At 51.8% G+C, this 19,176-nt stretch carries 16 protein-coding genes; 8 read left to right on the top strand and 8 right to left on the bottom strand.

The features are described from left to right. Positions 1 to 21 precede the first annotated feature (21 nt). From rodA to ftsH3, 4 genes are all read left to right on the top strand, one after another. Positions 22 to 1,254 carry a rod shape-determining protein RodA gene (rodA, locus tag MLD66_RS07260; protein ID WP_247216470.1) on the top strand — a complete coding sequence of 411 codons (1,233 nt, stop codon included), beginning with the start codon at positions 22 to 24 and terminating at the stop codon, positions 1,252 to 1,254. Between the two features lie 161 nt (positions 1,255 to 1,415). Continuing rightward, the gene (locus MLD66_RS07255) at positions 1,416 to 2,411 is read left to right on the top strand and encodes a permease (RefSeq protein ID WP_247216468.1); all 996 of its coding nucleotides are present in this window, start codon (positions 1,416 to 1,418) and stop codon (positions 2,409 to 2,411) included. An 87-nt stretch (positions 2,412 to 2,498) separates the two neighbouring features. Next, positions 2,499 to 3,221, top strand: a complete 723-nt coding sequence (locus tag MLD66_RS07250; RefSeq protein ID WP_247216466.1) for a TIGR03943 family protein — start codon at positions 2,499 to 2,501, stop codon at positions 3,219 to 3,221. A gap of 294 nt (positions 3,222 to 3,515) precedes the next feature. Then, on the top strand, positions 3,516 to 5,351 hold the full coding sequence (gene ftsH3 / locus MLD66_RS07245) for an ATP-dependent zinc metalloprotease FtsH3 (RefSeq protein WP_247216464.1): 1,836 nt from the start codon (positions 3,516 to 3,518) through the stop codon (positions 5,349 to 5,351). A 50-nt stretch (positions 5,352 to 5,401) separates the two neighbouring features. Here ftsH3 and MLD66_RS07240 read toward each other — a convergent pair whose 3' ends face one another. From MLD66_RS07240 to MLD66_RS07230, 3 genes are read right to left on the bottom strand one after another with little or no spacing between them, the layout of a single operon-like run. Then, a complete protein-coding gene (locus tag MLD66_RS07240) occupies positions 5,402 to 6,508 on the bottom strand; it encodes a glycosyltransferase (protein ID WP_247216456.1) in 1,107 nt (368 codons plus the stop codon). Next, complete coding sequence (locus MLD66_RS07235) at positions 6,501 to 7,604, bottom strand: glycosyltransferase family 4 protein (protein ID WP_247216454.1); 1,104 nt, start codon at positions 7,602 to 7,604, stop codon at positions 6,501 to 6,503. The genes MLD66_RS07240 and MLD66_RS07235 overlap by 8 nt, the downstream gene beginning before the upstream one ends. A gap of 9 nt (positions 7,605 to 7,613) precedes the next feature. Further along, positions 7,614 to 8,801: a glycosyltransferase gene (locus tag MLD66_RS07230; RefSeq protein WP_247216452.1), complete on the bottom strand. Its 1,188-nt coding sequence runs from the start codon at positions 8,799 to 8,801 to the stop codon at positions 7,614 to 7,616. A 212-nt stretch (positions 8,802 to 9,013) separates the two neighbouring features. Here MLD66_RS07230 and MLD66_RS07225 point away from each other — a divergent pair, with 212 nt between their 5' ends. From MLD66_RS07225 to MLD66_RS07215, 3 genes are read left to right on the top strand one after another with little or no spacing between them, the layout of a single operon-like run. Beyond that, entirely contained in the window at positions 9,014 to 10,423 is a 1,410-nt protein-coding gene (locus tag MLD66_RS07225) for a carotenoid oxygenase family protein (protein WP_247216450.1), read from the top strand. A 52-nt stretch (positions 10,424 to 10,475) separates the two neighbouring features. After that, positions 10,476 to 11,696: a hypothetical protein gene (locus tag MLD66_RS07220; protein ID WP_247216448.1), complete on the top strand. Its 1,221-nt coding sequence runs from the start codon at positions 10,476 to 10,478 to the stop codon at positions 11,694 to 11,696. An 8-nt stretch (positions 11,697 to 11,704) separates the two neighbouring features. Then, a complete protein-coding gene (locus MLD66_RS07215) occupies positions 11,705 to 12,451 on the top strand; it encodes a 4'-phosphopantetheinyl transferase superfamily protein (RefSeq protein ID WP_247216446.1) in 747 nt (248 codons plus the stop codon). Here MLD66_RS07215 and accB read toward each other — a convergent pair. After that, positions 12,378 to 12,821, bottom strand: coding sequence for an acetyl-CoA carboxylase biotin carboxyl carrier protein (gene accB, locus MLD66_RS07210; RefSeq protein ID WP_247216444.1), 444 nt, complete (start codon positions 12,819 to 12,821; stop codon positions 12,378 to 12,380). The two genes, MLD66_RS07215 and accB, sit on opposite strands and share 74 nt — an antisense overlap. Before the next feature lie 2 nt (positions 12,822 to 12,823). Further along, positions 12,824 to 13,381, bottom strand: a complete 558-nt coding sequence (gene efp / locus MLD66_RS07205; protein ID WP_247216443.1) for an elongation factor P — start codon at positions 13,379 to 13,381, stop codon at positions 12,824 to 12,826. A gap of 182 nt (positions 13,382 to 13,563) precedes the next feature. On the opposite strand from efp, the gene MLD66_RS07200 reads away from it, so the two are divergent. Beyond that, on the top strand, positions 13,564 to 15,354 hold the full coding sequence (locus MLD66_RS07200) for an AarF/ABC1/UbiB kinase family protein (RefSeq protein WP_247219014.1): 1,791 nt from the start codon (positions 13,564 to 13,566) through the stop codon (positions 15,352 to 15,354). A 352-nt stretch (positions 15,355 to 15,706) separates the two neighbouring features. Here MLD66_RS07200 and MLD66_RS07195 read toward each other — a convergent pair whose 3' ends face one another. The 3 genes from MLD66_RS07195 to MLD66_RS07185 all read right to left on the bottom strand — a co-directional run bounded on the left by MLD66_RS07195 (position 15,707) and on the right by MLD66_RS07185 (position 19,146). After that, a complete protein-coding gene (locus MLD66_RS07195) occupies positions 15,707 to 17,059 on the bottom strand; it encodes a cation:proton antiporter (RefSeq protein ID WP_247216441.1) in 1,353 nt (450 codons plus the stop codon). Between the two features lie 198 nt (positions 17,060 to 17,257). Then, a complete protein-coding gene (gene prfC / locus MLD66_RS07190) occupies positions 17,258 to 18,868 on the bottom strand; it encodes a peptide chain release factor 3 (RefSeq protein WP_247216439.1) in 1,611 nt (536 codons plus the stop codon). Then, positions 18,865 to 19,146, bottom strand: coding sequence for a hypothetical protein (locus MLD66_RS07185; RefSeq protein ID WP_247216437.1), 282 nt, complete (start codon positions 19,144 to 19,146; stop codon positions 18,865 to 18,867). The genes prfC and MLD66_RS07185 overlap by 4 nt, the downstream gene beginning before the upstream one ends. Positions 19,147 to 19,176: the final 30 nt, after the last annotated feature.

Raw genomic sequence — 19,176 nt, 5'->3', positions numbered from 1 at the left:
TTTTTTAACGATTGGCGAACCATGAGTTATCGTTCCACCTGGTGGCGACCCTGGCATGACATTGACCTAACCTTGTTGGGGGCGGTGTTGACCCTGACGGTGATTGGGGTGACGGCGATTCGCAGTGCCGGGTTAGCGCAGAATACCTGGGATTGGTGGCAACAAACCCTAATTGCCCTGCTGGGTCTGGGGGTGGCGTTGCTCTTGGCACGCTTGCCCTACCAATGGTTGCGCCGGTGGCACTGGGGGGTGTATGGATTGGCGAATGCCCTGTTGGTGGCGGTGATGTTTGTGGGCACCTCAGCGCTGGGGGCGGAACGGTGGATCAATATCGGCGGGTTCCATTTACAGCCGTCGGAGTTGGCGAAGGTGGCGTTGGTGGTGACCTTGGCGGCGGTGTTGGAGCAGTCCCGGGCACCGGCACTGTGGACGATTGGGCAGGCGGCGTTGGTGGTGGCTTTGCCCTGGGTGTTGGTGTTTCTACAGCCGAATTTGGGCACGGCGTTGATTTTTGTGGCGATTACCCTGGGGATGCTCTACTGGGCGAATATCCCCCTGGCGTGGATTGTGTTGTTGCTCTCGCCCCTGGTGTCGGCGATTGTGTTGTCCCTGTCCCTGCCCCTGTGGGGGGTGTGGGTGGTGGTGATGGCGGTGGTGGGCTGGTTTTCATTGCCCTGGCCCCGAATTGGAGGGTTAGCCGCTCTGGTGGTGAATTTGGTTTCCGGGCAGTTGGGGCAGGTGTTTTGGGGGTTGCTCAAGGATTACCAACGGGAGCGGTTGATTTTATTTCTCGACCCCAATCAGGACCCCTTGGGGGGTGGGTATCACTTGATTCAATCCCGGATTGCCATTGGTTCTGGCGGGTTGTGGGGGCAGGGGTTGTTTCAGGGCAGTCAAACCCAGTTGAGTTTTATCCCGGAACAGAATACGGATTTTATTTTTTCGGTGATCGGGGAAGAATTGGGTTTTATTGGGTCAATGATCGTGCTATTTCTATTCTGGCTGATTTGTTTGCGGTTGATTTTGATTGCCCGCAGTGCCCGGGATGGATTTGGTTCCCTGATAGCGATTGGGGTGTTGAGTATGTTGATTTTCCAGGTGGTGATCAATATCGGTATGACCGTGGGTTTGGCACCGATCACGGGGATTCCCTTGCCCTTTTTGAGCTATGGGCGTTCAGCAATGTTGGCAAATTTTATTGCCCTGGGGTTGGTAGAATCGGTGGCGAATCACCGGCGTAAGTCGTTTTATTAGTAGGGGTCGCAGGGGCACTCCCCCCGTCTTTGGTTCTGAGGAATTTTTGTTTGTTAATCAAATAGGATGGCTATATATTCATTTCTCGGCGCATGATATTCAAAGCGGTGGGGGTGTTGTACAATCCAAACAATTTGTAGTTCCATTGACGGGTGAGTCCTATGGCGGCACTGCAACAGGGATTGACCTTATTTTTTAGTTTGTTGGTGGAGGCGATTCCCTTTTTGGTGTTGGGGGTGCTGTTTTCCAGCATCCTGTTGCTGTGGGTGGAACCGGAGCAATTGCTGAAACTTTTACCCCGACATCCTTTGGGGGGGGCGGTAGCGGGGGCGGTGCTGGGCTGTCTCCTGCCGGTGTGTGAGTGCGGGAATGTGCCGGTGGCGCGGCGGTTGTTGACTCAGGGGATACCCGCTTCGGTAGCGGTGGGGTTTTTGCTGGGGGCACCGACGATTAACCCGATTGTGATTTGGTCCACCTGGGTGGCGTTTCGGGACCAGCCGCTGATGGTGTGGGGGCGGGTGGGGTTGACCCTGCTGGTGGCGGTGGTGGTGGGGTGGGTGTTTTCAGTGCAAAAGGATTTGCGACCGTTTCTACAACCGGCAGTGGCGCAGGTGATGCCCCCCCCCATGAATCAACCTCAGCGGGAACCGATGCTGGCGGGGGTGCCGACGGGGAATTTTTTTGCCCTGTCCGGGGGAAAAGCCCTGCCTTTGGAAACGACGGGGTGGAATGCGTCCCGGTTGCTGTCCCGGCGGGGACGGTGGCAGATGGTGTGGGTGAATGCCCTGACGGAATTGCGGGAACTGGGGGGGGTGTTGATCCTGGGGACGGCGGTGGCGGCGGCGATTCAGGTGTTCACGCCCCGGGAGGTGATTTTGGGGTTGGGGCAGGGACCGGTAACGTCGGTGGTGGCGATGCTGGTGTTGGGCACGGTGGTGTCTATTTGTTCGACGGTGGATGCGTTTTTTGCCCTGTCCTTTGCGGGGAGTTTTACGGCGGGGGCATTGTTGGCGTTTTTGGTGTTTGGACCGATGGTGGATTTGAAGGGGGTGAGTTTGTTATTAACGGTGTTTCGCCCTAGAGCCGTGTTGTATCTGTTTTTATTGGCAGGGTTATTGACCTTTGTTTTGACTTTAGCCATGAATTTATATCTATGAAAATCATCAAAAAATTATGAAATTCTCTCGCAAACATTTGGGAAATTTTATGTTGATCAAGCACCCATTTATCCCCCGTCACCTCCCATGAATGGACTGGACCTATTGGCGATTGGTGCCTGGGGGGTTTTGCTCCTCAAGTACTGGCTCACGGGGCAATTAGCCGTCCTGATCCATCCCAATTATTTCCCGTTGACGGTCGGGGCGGGTTTTTTGTTGGTGGGGTTGACGGTATGGCAGGGGTGGGTACGCTGGCGAGAACCGGGACAGCCCCAAGCGGTCGCACCTGGGGGGCAACTGTTACCCCGCTCCTGGGGGCGATTCCTCCTGCTCAGTACGGCGGTGGTGGGCTTGATTGTCACCCCCCGCCCCTTCACCAGCCAAGTTGCCCTGGAGAGTGGGGAATTGTGGAATATGACCCGTACCCTGCCCCAGCAATTTCGCCCGGCTAGCCGCCCGGAGGAGCGTTCCCTGGTGGACTGGGTGCGTTTACTGAATACTTACCCGGAACCGGATGCCTACCAGGGGCAAAAGGCGAAGGTGCAAGGGTTTGTGGTGCATCCCCCGGAAAGCCCGGTCAATCGGTTTTTTATCGCTCGGTTTGTGGTCACCTGTTGTGCCGCTGATGCCTACCCAGTGGGGCTACCGGTGGATGTGCGGGAGGGAACCGCCCAAACCTACAAGGCAGATACTTGGCTAGAAATTCAGGGGCAGATGGCAACCGGGCAGGTGAAAGGGCAACGGCGACTGATTCTCAAAGCGGATAAAATTACGCCCATCAAACCCCCAGCCAATCCCTATTTGTATTAATTTTGTATTAAATTTAACTATTTATATTCATTGGGCAAGTCTATAGCAATCCTAACCCTACCTGAATTGAGAACAGGGGTTGCAGGGGCATTACCCCCGCACTTGGTTCTGAGAGTCGGTAGCCATTTAGCCTTGTTATTTATTCACAACCGAGCATCCGTAATGACCACAGGCTTCCCAGGGGAATGCCCCCTACCCAGCCCTTCTCAGGATTTGTAACAATTGTTCATAATTCCTGAGATTAGGTTACTATGGAAAAAAACCATTTTTTCCGTTCGCAAAGGAGTCGAGCCGGTGAATAAGAGGTGGCGCAACGTAGGGCTGTATGTGTTGCTGGCGATTGTGGTGGTGGCTTTGGGCACTGCCTTTTTTGACCGTCGTCCCCAGGTGGAGGTGTGGCGTTACAGCCAATTTGTGGATGCGGTGCAGGCGGGGCAGGTGGCGAAGGTGAGCATTACCTCAGACCGGACGCAGGCGGAAGTGGTGCGCCAAAACGGGGAACGGGTGATGGTGAATCTGCCCAATGACCCGGATTTGATCAACATTCTCACGGACAAAAATGTGGATATTTCCGTGATCCCCCGGCGGGAGGAAGGGTTTTGGTTCCGGGCGGTGAGCAGTTTGTTCCTGCCGGTGTTGTTGTTGGTGGGGTTATTCTTTTTACTGCGGCGGGCGCAGGCGGGGCCGGGTTCCCAGGCGATGAATTTTGGCAAGTCCCGGGCCCGGGTCCACATGGAACCCCAAACCCAGGTGACCTTTGCGGATGTGGCGGGGATTGACCAGGCCAAGCTGGAATTGGCGGAAGTAGTGGACTTTTTGAAAAATGCCGACCGGTTTACGGCAGTCGGGGCGAAAATTCCCAAAGGCGTGTTGCTAGTTGGGCCACCAGGGACGGGGAAAACCCTGTTGGCACGGGCGGTGGCGGGAGAAGCGGGCGTACCGTTTTTCAGCATTTCCGGTTCCGAATTTGTCGAGATGTTTGTCGGGGTGGGTGCCTCCCGGGTGCGGGATTTGTTTGAGCAGGCCAAGCAAAATGCCCCCTGCATTGTGTTCATTGATGAAATTGATGCGGTGGGTCGCCAGCGGGGGGCCGGTTTGGGGGGTGGCAACGACGAGCGGGAGCAAACCCTGAACCAGCTTTTGACGGAAATGGACGGCTTTGAGGGCAATACGGGGATTATCATCATTGCGGCTACCAATCGCCCGGATGTGTTGGATGCGGCCTTGTTGCGGCCGGGGCGGTTTGACCGGCAGGTGGTGGTGGACCGTCCCGACTACAAGGGGCGGTTGGAGATTTTGCAAGTCCACGCTCGGGGGAAGGTGCTGGCTCCTGATGTGGATTTGGAGAAAATTGCCCGGCGCACGCCGGGGTTTACCGGGGCGGATTTGTCCAATTTGCTCAATGAAGCGGCCATCTTAGCGGCTCGCCGTTCCCTAAATGAAATTTCCATGGACGAAATCAACGATGCCATTGACCGGGTGCTGGCGGGGCCGGAGAAGAAAGACCGGATGATGAGCGAGCGGCGCAAAACCCTGGTGGCTTACCATGAAGCGGGTCATGCCCTGGTGGGAGCCTTGATGCCGGATTACGACCCGGTGCAGAAGATCAGCATCATTCCCCGGGGGCGGGCGGGGGGACTGACCTGGTTCACCCCTAACGAGGACCGCATGGATTCGGGTTTGTACAGCCGCAGTTATCTGCAAAGCCAGATGGCGGTGGCCCTCGGCGGCCGGGTGGCGGAAGAAATCGTCTTTGGCGAGGAGGAAGTCACCACCGGGGCGGCCAACGACCTGCAACAGGTGGCACGGGTGGCACGGCAGATGGTGATGCGCTTTGGCATGAGCGACCGGGTGGGGCAGGTGTCCCTGGGGCGCAGTCAGGGCGGGATGTTCCTGGGGCGGGAAATTGCGATGGAGCGGGACTTTTCCGAGGAAACGGCGGCTCTGATTGACGAGGAGGTGCGCCTGTTGGTGGATGCGGCTTACAAACAAGCCAAGCAAGTCCTGACCAGCAACCGGGCGTTGTTGGACAAACTGGCACAAATGCTGGTGGAAAAAGAAACCGTTGATGCGGAGGAACTGCAAAATCTGCTCGACAGCCATGAGGTGGTGATGGCACCCATGATTTAATCCTCTTTCTTGGGAATAGTAGGGGTGGCGTAGTCAGCGTTGCCCCTATTTTATTTTTGATAAATTTCTAACAGCGTTGTCCCCAATTTTTCTAAACTCAAATGGCTTTCTGCAAACCGACGGCCATTCTGTCCCAGGCTTTGTCGTTCCGCTTGGCTGAAATTGGCTAACTTTATGATGCTTGCTACTAAAGTTTCCGGTCGGGTGGGGTCAAAAATCAAACCGCACTGTGCCTGTTCAATAATCAACCTTTGGTCACTTACATCAGAAGCAATAATCGGTCGTCCAGCGGCCAAATAATAGGAGAGTTTATAGGGGTATTGGCTCTCGGTGACGGCTCCCCCAATACGACTGGAAATCAAAGCCTGACATTGGCTAAAAAAATGATTTTCTTCACCAACAGGCACCTTAGGAATTACCGTGAGATTGTCAGGCAAAGGGTCAGGTAGTTGAATTTTATAGAGATCGGGTTGAATTCCCCCTAAAATAAAGTGGATGTTTGGGTGATTTTTTAACGTTGCAACCGCCTGGAGAATCAAATCAATTCCCTGCCAAAAATTCCCATTTCCCAGGTAACCAAGGGTCAGGGTTTCACCACTAGGCCAGGGCATGGGTTGAATTACATTTAAGTCCACCGGCCCCCAAAGAACCGAAATTTTTTTCTCCAAATTCTGCCCAAACAATTGCATGATTAATTTTTTTTGACTGTAACTCATCGCAATAATATGATGGGCAAAACGTAAACTTAAAAAGTCTAAAAAATGAAATAGATTCCGAGACAACCAACTCCCACGGGTCATTTCGTAACAAGTCAAGCCATGAATTTCCGTAATCATTTTTACCTGGGGATGTCCCATTTGATAAAGTAGGGCACTGAGAATCCCGGTGGGAGTAACTAAGTGAATCACATCCGGTTGAAATGTCTGGAGGGCGTGTAAAACCTGTGCAGTAAAACGGTCTAAACGAAACCGAGGTCGCCGGTGGGGACGGGGTTGCCAAACTTCAGGAATCACTTTGACATAAGCATCTCTGCCCCCCGTAGCACAGACCAGTAATTCACAGTGATTATTCAGCACTTGAGCCGTTATATTTGCCCGCACCGGTGTTCCTGATAATCGTGCTAAATCAAAGGGACAAATTAGAGCGACTTTAAGCATGGGTCAATTGCTGAAATAATTGGAGTAAATTCTGAATGAGCCGGTCTAAACTATGATATTTAATAATTTGTTGCCGGAGATAGTCACCCATAATTTGCCGTTGTTTATCCCCTAGGGAAAGAATCGCTGTTAATTTCTGTGCTAAATCCTGCGGGTTGGCGTGGGTGAATAATAATTGCTCCGCATAGATGCCCAAGGTTTCTCGAAAGCCGGTATTTGCCGCCAAACAGACCTTGCCACAAGCCATTGCTTCTAAGGCTACCTTATCCCCAAAACCCGTTGGGGTGAGATTTACATAAACCGTACAACAGCGATAAATCTCTGGTAATTCATACATCGAAACCGCTGGTTGAAATGTGACTACAGATGCTAAGTTTAATTGCTGGACTTGCGTGTAAAGGGACTGTACATAAATTTCATCCTGAGCATTCGTTGGATTCCCCACAATGAGTAATTTAATGGGTTGAGAAGTCTGGGAAATTAAATGCCCAACTGCGCTAATCAATGTACCATAATCCTTCACTGGTGAAAGACGACCAACTGCTAAGATTAAGGAGCATTGATCACTAAGATCATGAGCAGTCGTATTATCTATAAAACCATTATTTAATGGTGCAAATAAATCCGTATCAATTCCCTGACCAACGACAACTAATTTATCAGAGCGATAGGGATAAGCAGTGGGAATACTGGTCACCATGCGAGTTGAAAAATGATGCGCTAGTTTCAGATTATTGGTTAAACTGGGATGGGCGTACCAGGTCACGATAGGAATGCCTAAAATTTTTAAGATAGGGGCGGCTAAATTGGTAAAAATTGGGGTCATGTGTGAAAAACATAAATCAATGGATTGAGAACGCAGAATGTGATATAAAAATCTGTAAAAACGTATCGCTCGCCGGGGTTCACTATAGCCCCATTCCTTGCCTAGGGAATAGACCGTGATATTCTCCCGCAATTTTAATGCCCCGGAACGCATGGTAATTACATGAATCGTTGATGCCTTTTCAGCCAGTTTATTTAACCAAAGTGTTGTAAACCCCAGAATCGGGTCATGGTCATCGGTCGCCAAGTTAAATACTAAAAGATTCATCATAAATTTAATCTACGATTGAGATTGCATACATAACTGGCAAATCTTTTGGTAACCCTCATAATAAATTTCTGGGCTGAAATAACTTTGGACAAACTCCCGTCCCCGTTGACCCATTGCCACTACTTCATCAGGATTTTCTAGCAAATAAATCATTTTTTCTGCTAGAGCATTTTCATCCCCAGGGGGTACCAAAAATCCCGTTAGACCGTCTTGGATAATATCAGGGATACCGCCAACAGTAGTGCCAATTACAGGGGTAGTTGCCGCCATCGCTTCAATCAAAACCCGTCCTAAACCCTCTGAGAGGGAAGGAAGCACTAAAACCGTACTTTGGGCAACTTTATAGCAGAGTTCCTGTTGCGGCATTTCCGGTAAAAAAATCACCTTTTCTGATAACCCTTGTTCTGTAACTTGCTGTTTGAGGAATTGGAAATAATCGGGATTTTCCGGGCGACCAATGATGTGTAATTCACTTGCTGGCACCCTACCCACCACTTGAGCAAACGCTGTAATTAGATGGGTTAATCCCTTGCGGGGAATTAAAACCCCCACATACACAACGGTTAATTGTTTCGCTGTCACCTGGGAACCCGCTGACCAAAAGGAACTTATATCTGTCCAAGCCATAAACTCGACGATTGGTGTATCGGGGGCATATCGTTTTAATTGTGCTTGCACCGCATGGGAAATCGAACGTAGAACATCGGCTTGGTTAAGGGTAGTATAGGCAACACTTTGCATAAGTTTTTTGTATAAATTCGCCAGTAAAACCCGCCGTTGGAGAAATAAGTAGTTTTCAAAATCCCCATGACTTTCTACCACTAAGGATAGGGAATAACCCCACCATTTAACTAAATTTTTTACCCAGACTGCCGCTAGGGCTTCGTAGGGACTTTGGGTAATAACAATGTGAATTTTATGGCGGATAACCAACCAGAGTAAAATGATAGGAGCAATCGCATAAAACTGAATATATCGTAATAGGGGAATAGGTAAATTCGCTAACAGATAAAAATTAGCGGACTGGTGAAAAAAACGGGGTCGCCAATCTACAGAAAATCCGATGACAAATAATGCGCCTAAATTTTTGAGTAAAGTAAATTTTTTTTGATAGGTAACACTCAACGGATAGGTATAACGGGCACCGCCGAGGAAGCAGATTTTGAGGTTTTTTGGCTCTTGGTGGCAATCGCTCATCAAAGGGTTAAATGATAATGAATACGGAACGATGCTGTATTGCAGAACCATCATAGGGCAATTTTACCCCCTATCACGGTTGGTAAAATCCTTGAGCGAACCCACCACAGGTACCTCCCCTGTATCCCGGCAATTTCTCAAGTCAAAGGATTGCGATAGAAGAACCTGTAAAGATTTTGTTAAGCTGGGACAGTTGTGTGGATACCCGAGCAATGGTTGTCGCCCCAAGTTACCCCTGGCAGAAAGCGATTTTCACCACCGCTGTTGAATTTGGCTCGGAGCCGTTGACGGTGCTGACAGGTGCCATCCCTGCGAGTTTGCGGGGTACGTTTTACCGGAATGGACCTGGGCGTTTGCAACGGGGCAATCAGCGGGTCGGGCATTGGTTTGATGGGGATGGGGCAATTTTAGCAGTACATTTTCAGGACGGAAGTGCCCAGGGACTTCTGCGCTATGTACAAACGGCAGGCTATCAGGCGGAAGAGCGGGCAGGGCGGTATCTGTTTCCCAACTACGGGATGACCACACCGGGGCCTCTGTGGGAGCGGCTGTTTGGTAAAAATGTAAAAAACTGCGCCAATACCTCGATTTTGCCCTTGGCGGATCGACTGCTCGCCCTGTGGGAGGGAGGGGCACCCCACCAGTTAGACCGGCAATCTTTGCAGACTTTGGGTTTAGATACCTTGGGGAATTTGACCCCGACCACCCCCTATTCTGCCCACCCCAAGCGGGACCCGCAAACGGGAGAAATTTATAATTTTGGCGTGAGTTTGGGTCGTCATGCCACCTTACATCTCTATCGCAGTGCCCCCAATGGGGTGATTAAAAAACGGGTGGATGTGGCGTTGGAGGGATTGCCCTTAATCCATGATTTTGTGATGGCGGGTCGGTATTTGGTATTTATGATTCCGCCGGTACGATTGAATATTTTACCCCTGATGTTTAACTTAAAAAGTTACAGCGAAGCCCTGGAATGGCAACCGGATTTAGGTACAAAACTGTTAATCTTTGACCGGGAGAATTTGGAAATTGTTCAACAAGCTGAGGCACCCGCCTGGTTTCAATGGCACTTTGCCAATGGCTGTGAGATTAGCCCAAATTTAATCCGTTGCCAACTGGTGCGTTATGCGGATTTTGCTACGAATGAATACCTGCGGGAAGTGAGTACTGGTGACCCCGTCACGGAAGCCCCAGGGCATTTGTGGGAAATGGAATTGAATATAAAAACAGGACATTTGGTGCGAGAAACACAACTCACGGAACGGGACTGCGAATTTCCGGTAGTTCCTGATACCCACGTGGGGCAATCCTGGCGTTATACCTACTGTTCGATGAAGCGGGCGGGAGCCAATGTAGTTAAGGAAATTGATAGTGTCATGGGTTGCTACGACCAACAGACCCAAACCTGGCAAGAATTTGATTGTGGGGTGGGGTATTACTGTATGGAACCGGTGTATGTTTCCGAGGGGGATTATTTGCTCAATTTAATTTTTAATAGTCATCAAGAACAGAGCGAATTATGGATATTTCCGGCGGCACAATTCACCGATGGTCCCTGTTGCCAACTGCGCTTACCTGCAATTGTTCCCTTTGGTTTTCACGGCAAATGGGCGCAGGACTAACGGGTTTTTGGGGCAGTGAGCTAAAATAGCGGCAACGTGAATTTTCTAAGCAATGGCTGATTACTCCAGAAGGGGTGCGACTGGCTGGCAGGGTTGGTTAATTGACCGGGCGTGCCAAAGCCTGAAACGAGCCTACCGTGCCGCCCAGCGTCTCAAAACTTTAGAAGAACGGTACGGTCATCCCCTGCATCGCTCCCTCCCGGCTGACCCAGCCCAAGCCCGTTATATCCAGGGAATTTTAGACCGGCAACTCCTCACTATTCGGATAAATATGATGCAATTTCACACCTTTAATTTTTTGGCAGACTACGAGGGCTTACCCTGGGAAGCGGAGCAGGAAGTTTTACAGAAATTATCGTTCATTGAAAAAGTCGTTGCGCGCTATCGTCAGCAGGAAACCCCCAAAAAATCAAGGAAAAGCATACTTTTTGATGATGTCACTGAGGAGGTACCCGCCAACAAAGCCACTCCATCCCGGCGGGCGAACCAAGCAGATGGCTCATTCATCGCCACCGTGAAAGAAATTGGCCGGGAATTACGACCAGGTTATGAAGAACAGGTTGTTCAAGAAATCCGTTTGTTTCGACAACAGGGCAAAACAGCGATCCGATTTCTGGTAATTTTATTCACCGTGCCACTGCTCACCCAAATTCTCACGAAACATATTATTTTCACGCCAGTGTTAGACCGTTTCATCAGTGTGAATCCTGAGCGTGCCCGTCCCTTTTTGCGGGATGAGATTCGTCAAGAAGCGATTGATGAGTTTGTGCGTTATAAAGAAGCGATGGAATTTACCCACTTGATTGGTCTCAACCCAGAGTTTTCTACAAAACGGGAGGAGGCATTGCAAGAAAAAGCTCTGGAAATTTTCAAGAAAAATGCCTATCGGGCGGTGGATGGTTTAGCCAACTTGTGTGCCGATATAAGTGGGTTTATCGCTTTTATGATCGTAACTCAATTCGGTAAGAATCAGTTCCCAGTTTTATGGGGATTTGTTGACCGGTTTTTTCGGGGTTTGAATGACCCCACGAAGGTATTTATTTTTATTTTAGTAACGGATTTGTTTGTGGGGTTTCACTCGGCGGAAGGGTGGGAGGTGCTACTAGAAACCTTGTCGGAACATTTTGGCTTTACCCCCAATCGCTCGGCAATTTATGCGTTTATTGCTACCGTGCCGGTGATTTTGGATTCGGCGATTAAATTCTGGATTTTTAATTACCTGTCCCGCTCGTCTCCTTCTTCGGTGGCGGTTTTAGAAAAGATGAATCAGTGATCTCTTGCATGGATGGCGATATAATTTCTAATTTTATTCCCATTCCCATCAACGACTCTGAAATTAATTTATACCGGGTGGAAACGGGGAATTTAACTTGTGCATTTATTCAAGAATTGAGTAAAGCGTTAACCCCTGAGGATTGGGGGATAATTAATCGTTTATCCCAGCCCAAAACCCAAGAGCGATTGATTTTAAGCCGGGGATTATTGCGGGTATTATTAAGCCATTTTTTAGGAATTAAACCCACAAAACTTCAGTTCAAAACTAATCCCTGGGGTAAGCCATATCTGGCGAATTATGCTTTGCAATTTAACGTAAGCCACAGTGGTTCTGCCCTGGTATTTGCCCTGGGTGATGGTTACTCGGTGGGGGTAGATGTGGAGCAGATGCGCCCGTTGCAATGCCCTGATCGCCTGATCCAACGCTATGGCAGTCCTGGGGAACAAACCCACTGGCAAACCCTCACGCCCCAGGCACGGGAACGGTATTTTTTGCAACTGTGGGTCGCTAAGGAAGCCTACAGCAAAGCCTTGGGAACGGGTCTAACGGGGATGTTGGGGGAATTCGCCAACCTGCACACCCTGCACCAGCACCGCATTGCCCCACCGGGGGGGTGGCTTGCCCATCTGAGGCATTTTCGCATCGGGCAGGACTACCTGGGAGCCGTGTGTTGGGGGGCTACTCCGGGCGCAGACGCATCAACACCTGCCCAAACTCGATGGGTTGACCATTTTCCACCCCAATTTCGATGATTTCCCCGCTGGCGGGTGCCTCGATTTCGTTCATGGTTTTCATCGCTTCCACAATGCCCAGGGTTTGTCCTGCCTGTACCCGGTCCCCTACCTGCACAAAGGGGGGTTCGCCCGGTGCCGGTGCCGCATAAAAGGTGCCCACCATCATGGAGGTGACTTCGATGCCTTTTTTGGTTTCCTTGGCTTCTGGGGTGGGTCTTTCGCCGAGGGCAACCACCGGGGTTACAGACGGGCTGACCGCTGATATGACCCCCGTTTGCCCTTGCTCTAATGTCAGTTCAAAAGCATCACTTTTTAAGTGAAACGTAGTAATGCTCGTCTGCTGGAGCACCAGGAGCAATTCCTGGAGTTGTTGGAAGGTTAATTCCACCGCTATTCCCGTCCCAAATAGCTATCGGTGCGGGTATCCACCCGGATGCGTTCGCCGGTGTTGATGAATAGGGGGACTTGAATTTGGGCACCGGTTTCCAGGATGGCGGGTTTGGTGCCGCCGGTCGCCGTATCCCCCCGCACGCCGGGGTCAGTTTCAATGACGGTCAACACCACCGTATTGGGCAGTTCAATTTCCAGGATTTGGTCATTCCAGGTGACGATGCTGACTTCCATTTCTTCTTTCAAATATTTCGCCCGGTCCCCCACTTCCTTTGGCGAACACCGGCGTTCTTCGTAGGTTTCCATATCCATGAAAATGTACTGGTCACCCTCTTTGTAGGTGTGTTGCATGGTGCGTTTTTCCAAAATCGCCTGGGGCACCATTTCCCCCGCCCGGAAGGTACGTTCGAGGGACGCTCCCGTTTGCACATTTTTGAGTTTGGTACGCACAAAGGCTGACCCCTTCCCGGGTTTGACGTGTAAAAACTCCACCACCCGCCAGATACTGCCGTCGAGTTCAATGGTGACACCGGGTCGAAAATCGTTGCTGGAAATCATAGCACCTGCTTCGGGGTAACGGGTTTTATTGTACCGTTAGAAGGCAATCCCGCCGATTCTGGCTTGCCACAGGCTATGATTGTTACAATCCGTTACAAATTCGGGAGTAAGGGATGGAAACTGCATGGTTACCGGGGACGGTGGTCGGGGCGGGACAGTACGACCCTCAGGCGATTGCCCGGATGTATGATGTCCAGTCAGGGCGGGTGTGGCGGCGTGCCCTGGCAATTCTTTGGCCCCTGGTGCTGTTTGTGCTGGGGTTGGTCACCGACCGATTGACGGGGCGTTTGGCGGTGAATGAAGCCCGCCGGGCCCGGGAATTTCGCCAACTGCTCACGGATTTGGGGCCAGCGGCGATCAAAATTGGGCAAGCCCTGTCCACCCGTCCCGATTTGGTGCCACCGACCTATCTGGAGGAATTAACGCTTTTGCAGGACCAACTGCCCGCTTTCCCGAATGCGGTAGCCTACCAGTTTATCGAGGAGGAATTGGGGCGACCCCCGGCACAGATTTTTGCGGAATTGTCCCCCCAGCCGGTGGCGGCGGCGTCCCTGGGGCAGGTCTATAAGGGACAACTGCACAGCGGGGAATGGGTGGCGGTGAAGGTGCAACGCCCCGGGTTGGTGGAGCAAATTAGTTTAGACATCTATATCCTGCGGCATTTGATGGCTTGGGTAAAAGGGCGGTTCAAGCGGATTCGCAGTGATTTGGTGGCCATTTTGGATGAATTTGCCACCCGGTTGTACGAGGAAATGGACTACACCCAGGAGGGGTTAAACGCCGAAAAGTTTGCCCAATTGTACGGGCACATTCCTGATATTTATATCCCGAAAATCTACTGGAATTTCACCGGGCGCCGGGTGCTGACGATGGAGTGGATCACGGGGATCAAACTGACGGATGTGGAGAAAATGGCGCAGGCGGGTTTGGATACCAAACAGATGGTCGGCATTGGGGTGCAATGTTCGCTCCGGCAGTTGTTAGAACACGGGTTTTTCCACGCTGACCCCCACCCGGGCAATCTGTTAGCCATGCCCAGCGGCCAGTTAGCCTATCTGGATTTTGGCATGATGAGCTATGTCAATCCCCAGCAGAGGTACGGGTTAATTACCGCTATTGTTCACATGGTCAACCGGGATTACGAAGCCCTGGCGCAGGACTATGTGGAGTTGGGATTTCTCACCCCGGACACGGATTTAACTCCGATTAAACCCGCCTTGAATCAGGTATTTACGGAAATTTTAGGGCCAGCGGGAGCCTTGTCCGCCAGTGTATCCCAATTGAATATTAAAAATATCACCGACAAGCTCTCGAAAATGATGTATGAATATCCTTTTCAAGTGCCTGCTTACTATGCGTTAATCATTCGTTCCTTGGTGACTTTGGAGGGGATTGCGATTACCATTGACCCCCAGTTTAAGGTATTAAATTTAGCCTATCCCTACGTGGCCAAACGATTGCTCACCGACCCGGCCCCGGAATTGCGTCAATCCCTCAAGGATTTACTTTTCAAAGACGGCACCTTCCGCTGGAATCGCCTGGAAAATCTGATCAAAAATGCCGCCCAGAGTGAGGATTTTGACCTGGAAAAAGTGATGGTGCAGGTGGGGGATTTTCTCTTTTCCGAGCGGGGCAGTTTTATCCGGGAAAAATTGGCGGAAGAATTAGTCTTGGGGTTAGACCAATGGGGACAAAATGTTTGGCAACAATTCCTGCCCAATGGGCATCACCCCACCGCCACCGTACCCGCTAGTTGGGAGCATTTGCGTTCCCTGTGGGGGATTTTGCAGGGCGTGCCGGGATTTGAACCCCGCCGGTTTTTACCCCTCGTCTCCCAGATGGTGTTCCGCCCGGAGACGGGCCAATTCGCCCAGTACGTTGCCCGCCGCTGGAGTGAGCGGTTGATCAGCCGCTGGTTGCGGGGGTTGGTGCTGAATGGGACTTCCCCCACTCTGCTGTTGTCCCCCCCCTAGGGTCGTCTGGATGGTGTACAGCAAAATGGTTAGCTTGTAGGTCAAAAAACCCAGGATGGCGGGCAGGAGTTGCAAGCTCGGCCAGCGCACCACCAGGATAAATAACGCCACCACCAACAACAGCCGGGAAGAAACAAAGGGAGTGCGTCCAGCCACACCCAAATTCCCCACACTGCGTGCCAACAACCGCAGGTAAATCAGCCCGACCATCGCCCCCAACAGGTAGCTCACCGCCACATTCAGTCCGTACACCCACCAACAGAGGGCAAACGTGCCCCAACTCAACAGAAGCGTCACCCGCACCAACCAGAGTTTCAGGCGGTCGTACTCGGAACGGTGGGACTCGGTGGCGTTAAACATGGGGTTCCGGGGTTGCGACAGGGGTGGCACTGCGGCTGGGAAACACAAACCGCAGGAGGGGGGGTGCCAGGAAGGTGGTTAAAATCACCATTACCACAATCCCCGCATCCAGGGCTTCACTCAGGGCACCACTGCTGGAACCTGCCGCCGCAAACACCAGCCCCACTTCCCCCCGGGGGATCATCCCCACCCCGACCGCCAACCGGTTGAGCTTTTCACCGCCCCAACCCACCCCCAACCCACTCGCCACCTTACCGACAATCGCCACCGCCACCAAAAACCCCGCCAGCACCAGCCCCTCCCGATTCGCCGGGATCGCCGGGTTGAACACACTGAAATCCGTTTTTGCCCCAACACAAACAAAGAAAATTGGCACAAAAAAATCCGCCAACGGGATCACCTGTTCTTCCAATTCCTGCTGTTTATCCGTTTCCGAAAGAATCAACCCCGCCGTAAACGCCCCCAAAATCGCCTCCAACTGGATCGCCGCCCCAATCACCGCCAGGATCAGCATGAGGATGAGGGACAAAATCAGCAAACTGCCCCGGGTTTTCAGATTATTCACCAGCGCCACAAACCAAGGGCTGAGCAATCGCCCCACCAGCACCGAACCCACCAAAAAAACGGCGGCACCCACAATCAAATACCCCACCCGGCTGAGTTCCACTTCCCCGGTTTTCACCAAACTCGCCACCACCGCCAGGATAATAATCCCCAAAATGTCATCCAAAACCGCCGCCCCCAGGATCACCTGCCCTTCCGAGGAACTTAACTGTTGCAGTTCCGCCAATACCTTCGCCGTGATGCCAATACTGGTCGCCGTCAGAGCCGCCCCCGCAAAAATAGCCGCAATCGTCGGCACATGGAATAGATAAATCAACCCCAGGGTTCCCGCCACAAAGGGCACCGTCACCCCGATCACCGCCACAATCGCCGCCTGCGCCCCCACCCGCAGGAGTTCCTGGAGATTCGATTCCAAACCAATCTCAAATAGGAGAATAATCACCCCCAACTCGGACAGCACCGACACCACTTCCCCCTCGGCATCAAAGGTGGCCTCCCACACCGCCGGGGACAGGTGCAAAAAAGGCTGTACTGCCTGCATGAGTAGGGAATCCTGCGCCGTCGCCCCTCCTTCAGGAAACACCAGCAGATGCAAAATGGAAACTCCCACCACCGCACCCGCCAACAATTCCCCCAACACCGGCGGCAAATCAAACCGGGCGCAAAGTCCCCCCCCCAACCGACTCGCCAGGTAAATGACCGCCAAACTCAACAGGACAGCGATCAAAACCGCCGTCGGATCGGCTGACACCGGCACAGTCGCCACAATCGGCATGGTCATCCCCTGGAACACAGTACTGGGTGAGAGTGTAGCCTAAATTGACCTGGAAAACCAGGGATTCATTTCAGGGCACCTCTATTTATTGTCACCGTTGGAAAATTATTTCGCTGAGATACCCATATTATTGAGATATTATTGAGAACCACAGACGGGGGCTACACCCCTGCGACCCATGTTTAGAAATGCCCTAAAAATAAACTAATCCAAAGGCGATACGGGACTCAGTTCCAAATCGGGATGGTCTTCCTGCACCTGTTGCAAATTCCACGTATTTTTGAATAATAAAACCGGACGCTCCTGCCCATCTTTGACCACCACCGTATTAAACAATCGTCCCACCCGTTCCAACGCTGACCAACCCCCCACCACCCAGCGAGCCAAACTGTAAGGCAATGGTTCCAAAATCGTTTCCACCCCATACTCGTTTTGCAGGCGAAATTGCACCACTTCAAACTGCAATTGTCCCACGGCGGCAACAATCGGGTCACGGCGACTTTCATCCGTAGAATAAAGAATTTGTACCGCCCCTTCTTCCGTTAATTCTGTCACCCCTTTTTGAAAAGATTTCGACTTAGCGGGATTGGGATTTTTTAGGTAGGCAAATAGCTCGGGTGAAAAGCTAGGAATCCCCGGAAACCGAAATTTACCCCCGGTGGAAACCGTATCCCCAATGGCAAACACCCCCGGATTATTTAACCCAATCACATCCCCCGGATAGGCAACCTCTAGGGATTCCCGCTCCTGGGCAAACAGTTTTTGGGGGCGGCTTAAACGGATGGTTTTCCCCGTCCTGGGATGCTGTACCGTCATATCTTTGACAAATTTCCCCGAACACACCCGAATAAACGCCACCCGATCCCGATGTTTGGGGTCCATATTCGCCTGCAACTTAAAGACAAATCCACTGAACTCCGGGTAATCGGGCGGAATCACCCCTTGGGTGCTGGTATGCCCCCCCGGTGGAGCGGCAAATTTGAGGAAATAACGCAGGAATAATTCCACCCCAAAATTGGTCATGGCACTGCCAAAAAAAACCGGGGTCATTTCCCCCCGCTGTAAGGCAGAAATATCAAAAGCGGGTGCTACCCCATCCAGCAATTCCAAATCATCCTTAAGTTGATGATAAAGATATTGATCCAGGTATTGTTCCACCTGGGGATCGCCCTGGTCAATCACTAATTCGCCTGCGGATTTTCGCCCCCGTTCCCCCCGCTGAAACAGATGAATTTGATGCGCCTGCCGGTCATAAACCCCCTGAAATTGATCCCCCATGCCAATCGGCCAATTGATCGCACAGGGCGTTAACCCCAATTCCTGCTCAATTTCATCCAAAAGTTCCAGAGCTGGTCGCCCCGGACGGTCTAACTTATTCACAAACGTAAAAATCGGCAACCGCCGCAGACGGCACACCTCAAACAACTTGCGGGTCTGGGGTTCCAACCCCTTCGCCACATCAATCAACATCACCGCATTGTCCGCCGCCGCCAGGGTGCGATAGGTATCCTCGCTAAAATCCTGGTGACCCGGTGTATCGAGTAAATTGATTGTAAAGCCATCATACTCAAATAGTAATACGGTCGAGGTAATCGAAATCCCCCGTTGTTTTTCCAATTCCATCCAATCCGAGGTGGCATGGCGTTGGTTCCGGCGTGCCCGCACTGCCCCTGCCTCTTGAATCGCCCCCCCGTAGAGCAGGAGTTTTTCCGTGAGGGTGGTTTTCCCCGCATCCGGGTGGGAGATGATGGCAAAATTCCGCCGTTTTTGTACCGCCTGCTGGATTTCCGCCACGATGGGCTGAACTTCGGTCATGGGTTTTGGCGACGGTCTATCCGCAACATGGGCAGGGAACTGGCGCTGGATTCACTGGTCAAATAACGCCGGGGCGGTTCGGGCATCGGGGGAATGTCCCGCCGGGAAGCCAACCACCGCCAGCCCAGGGTACCCGTGGCGGCAATGAATCCCAGCCAAAACAGCGACCAAGCCGGGGTTGTACCGCCAATGACCATATCAATCACCCCCGCCGTGACCACCACGCTGACCACCGGGTAACGACTGTAGTAGGAACGGATGCGCCGGGAGAGGGACATGGACACGCCCAGGATAAAGAGTGTCTCTCA

Source organism: Synechococcus sp. C9 (genome assembly GCF_022984075.1).
Taxonomy (GTDB): domain Bacteria; phylum Cyanobacteriota; class Cyanobacteriia; order Gloeomargaritales; family Gloeomargaritaceae; genus Gloeomargarita.
This window is presented reverse-complemented; position numbering and strand designations above follow the sequence as displayed.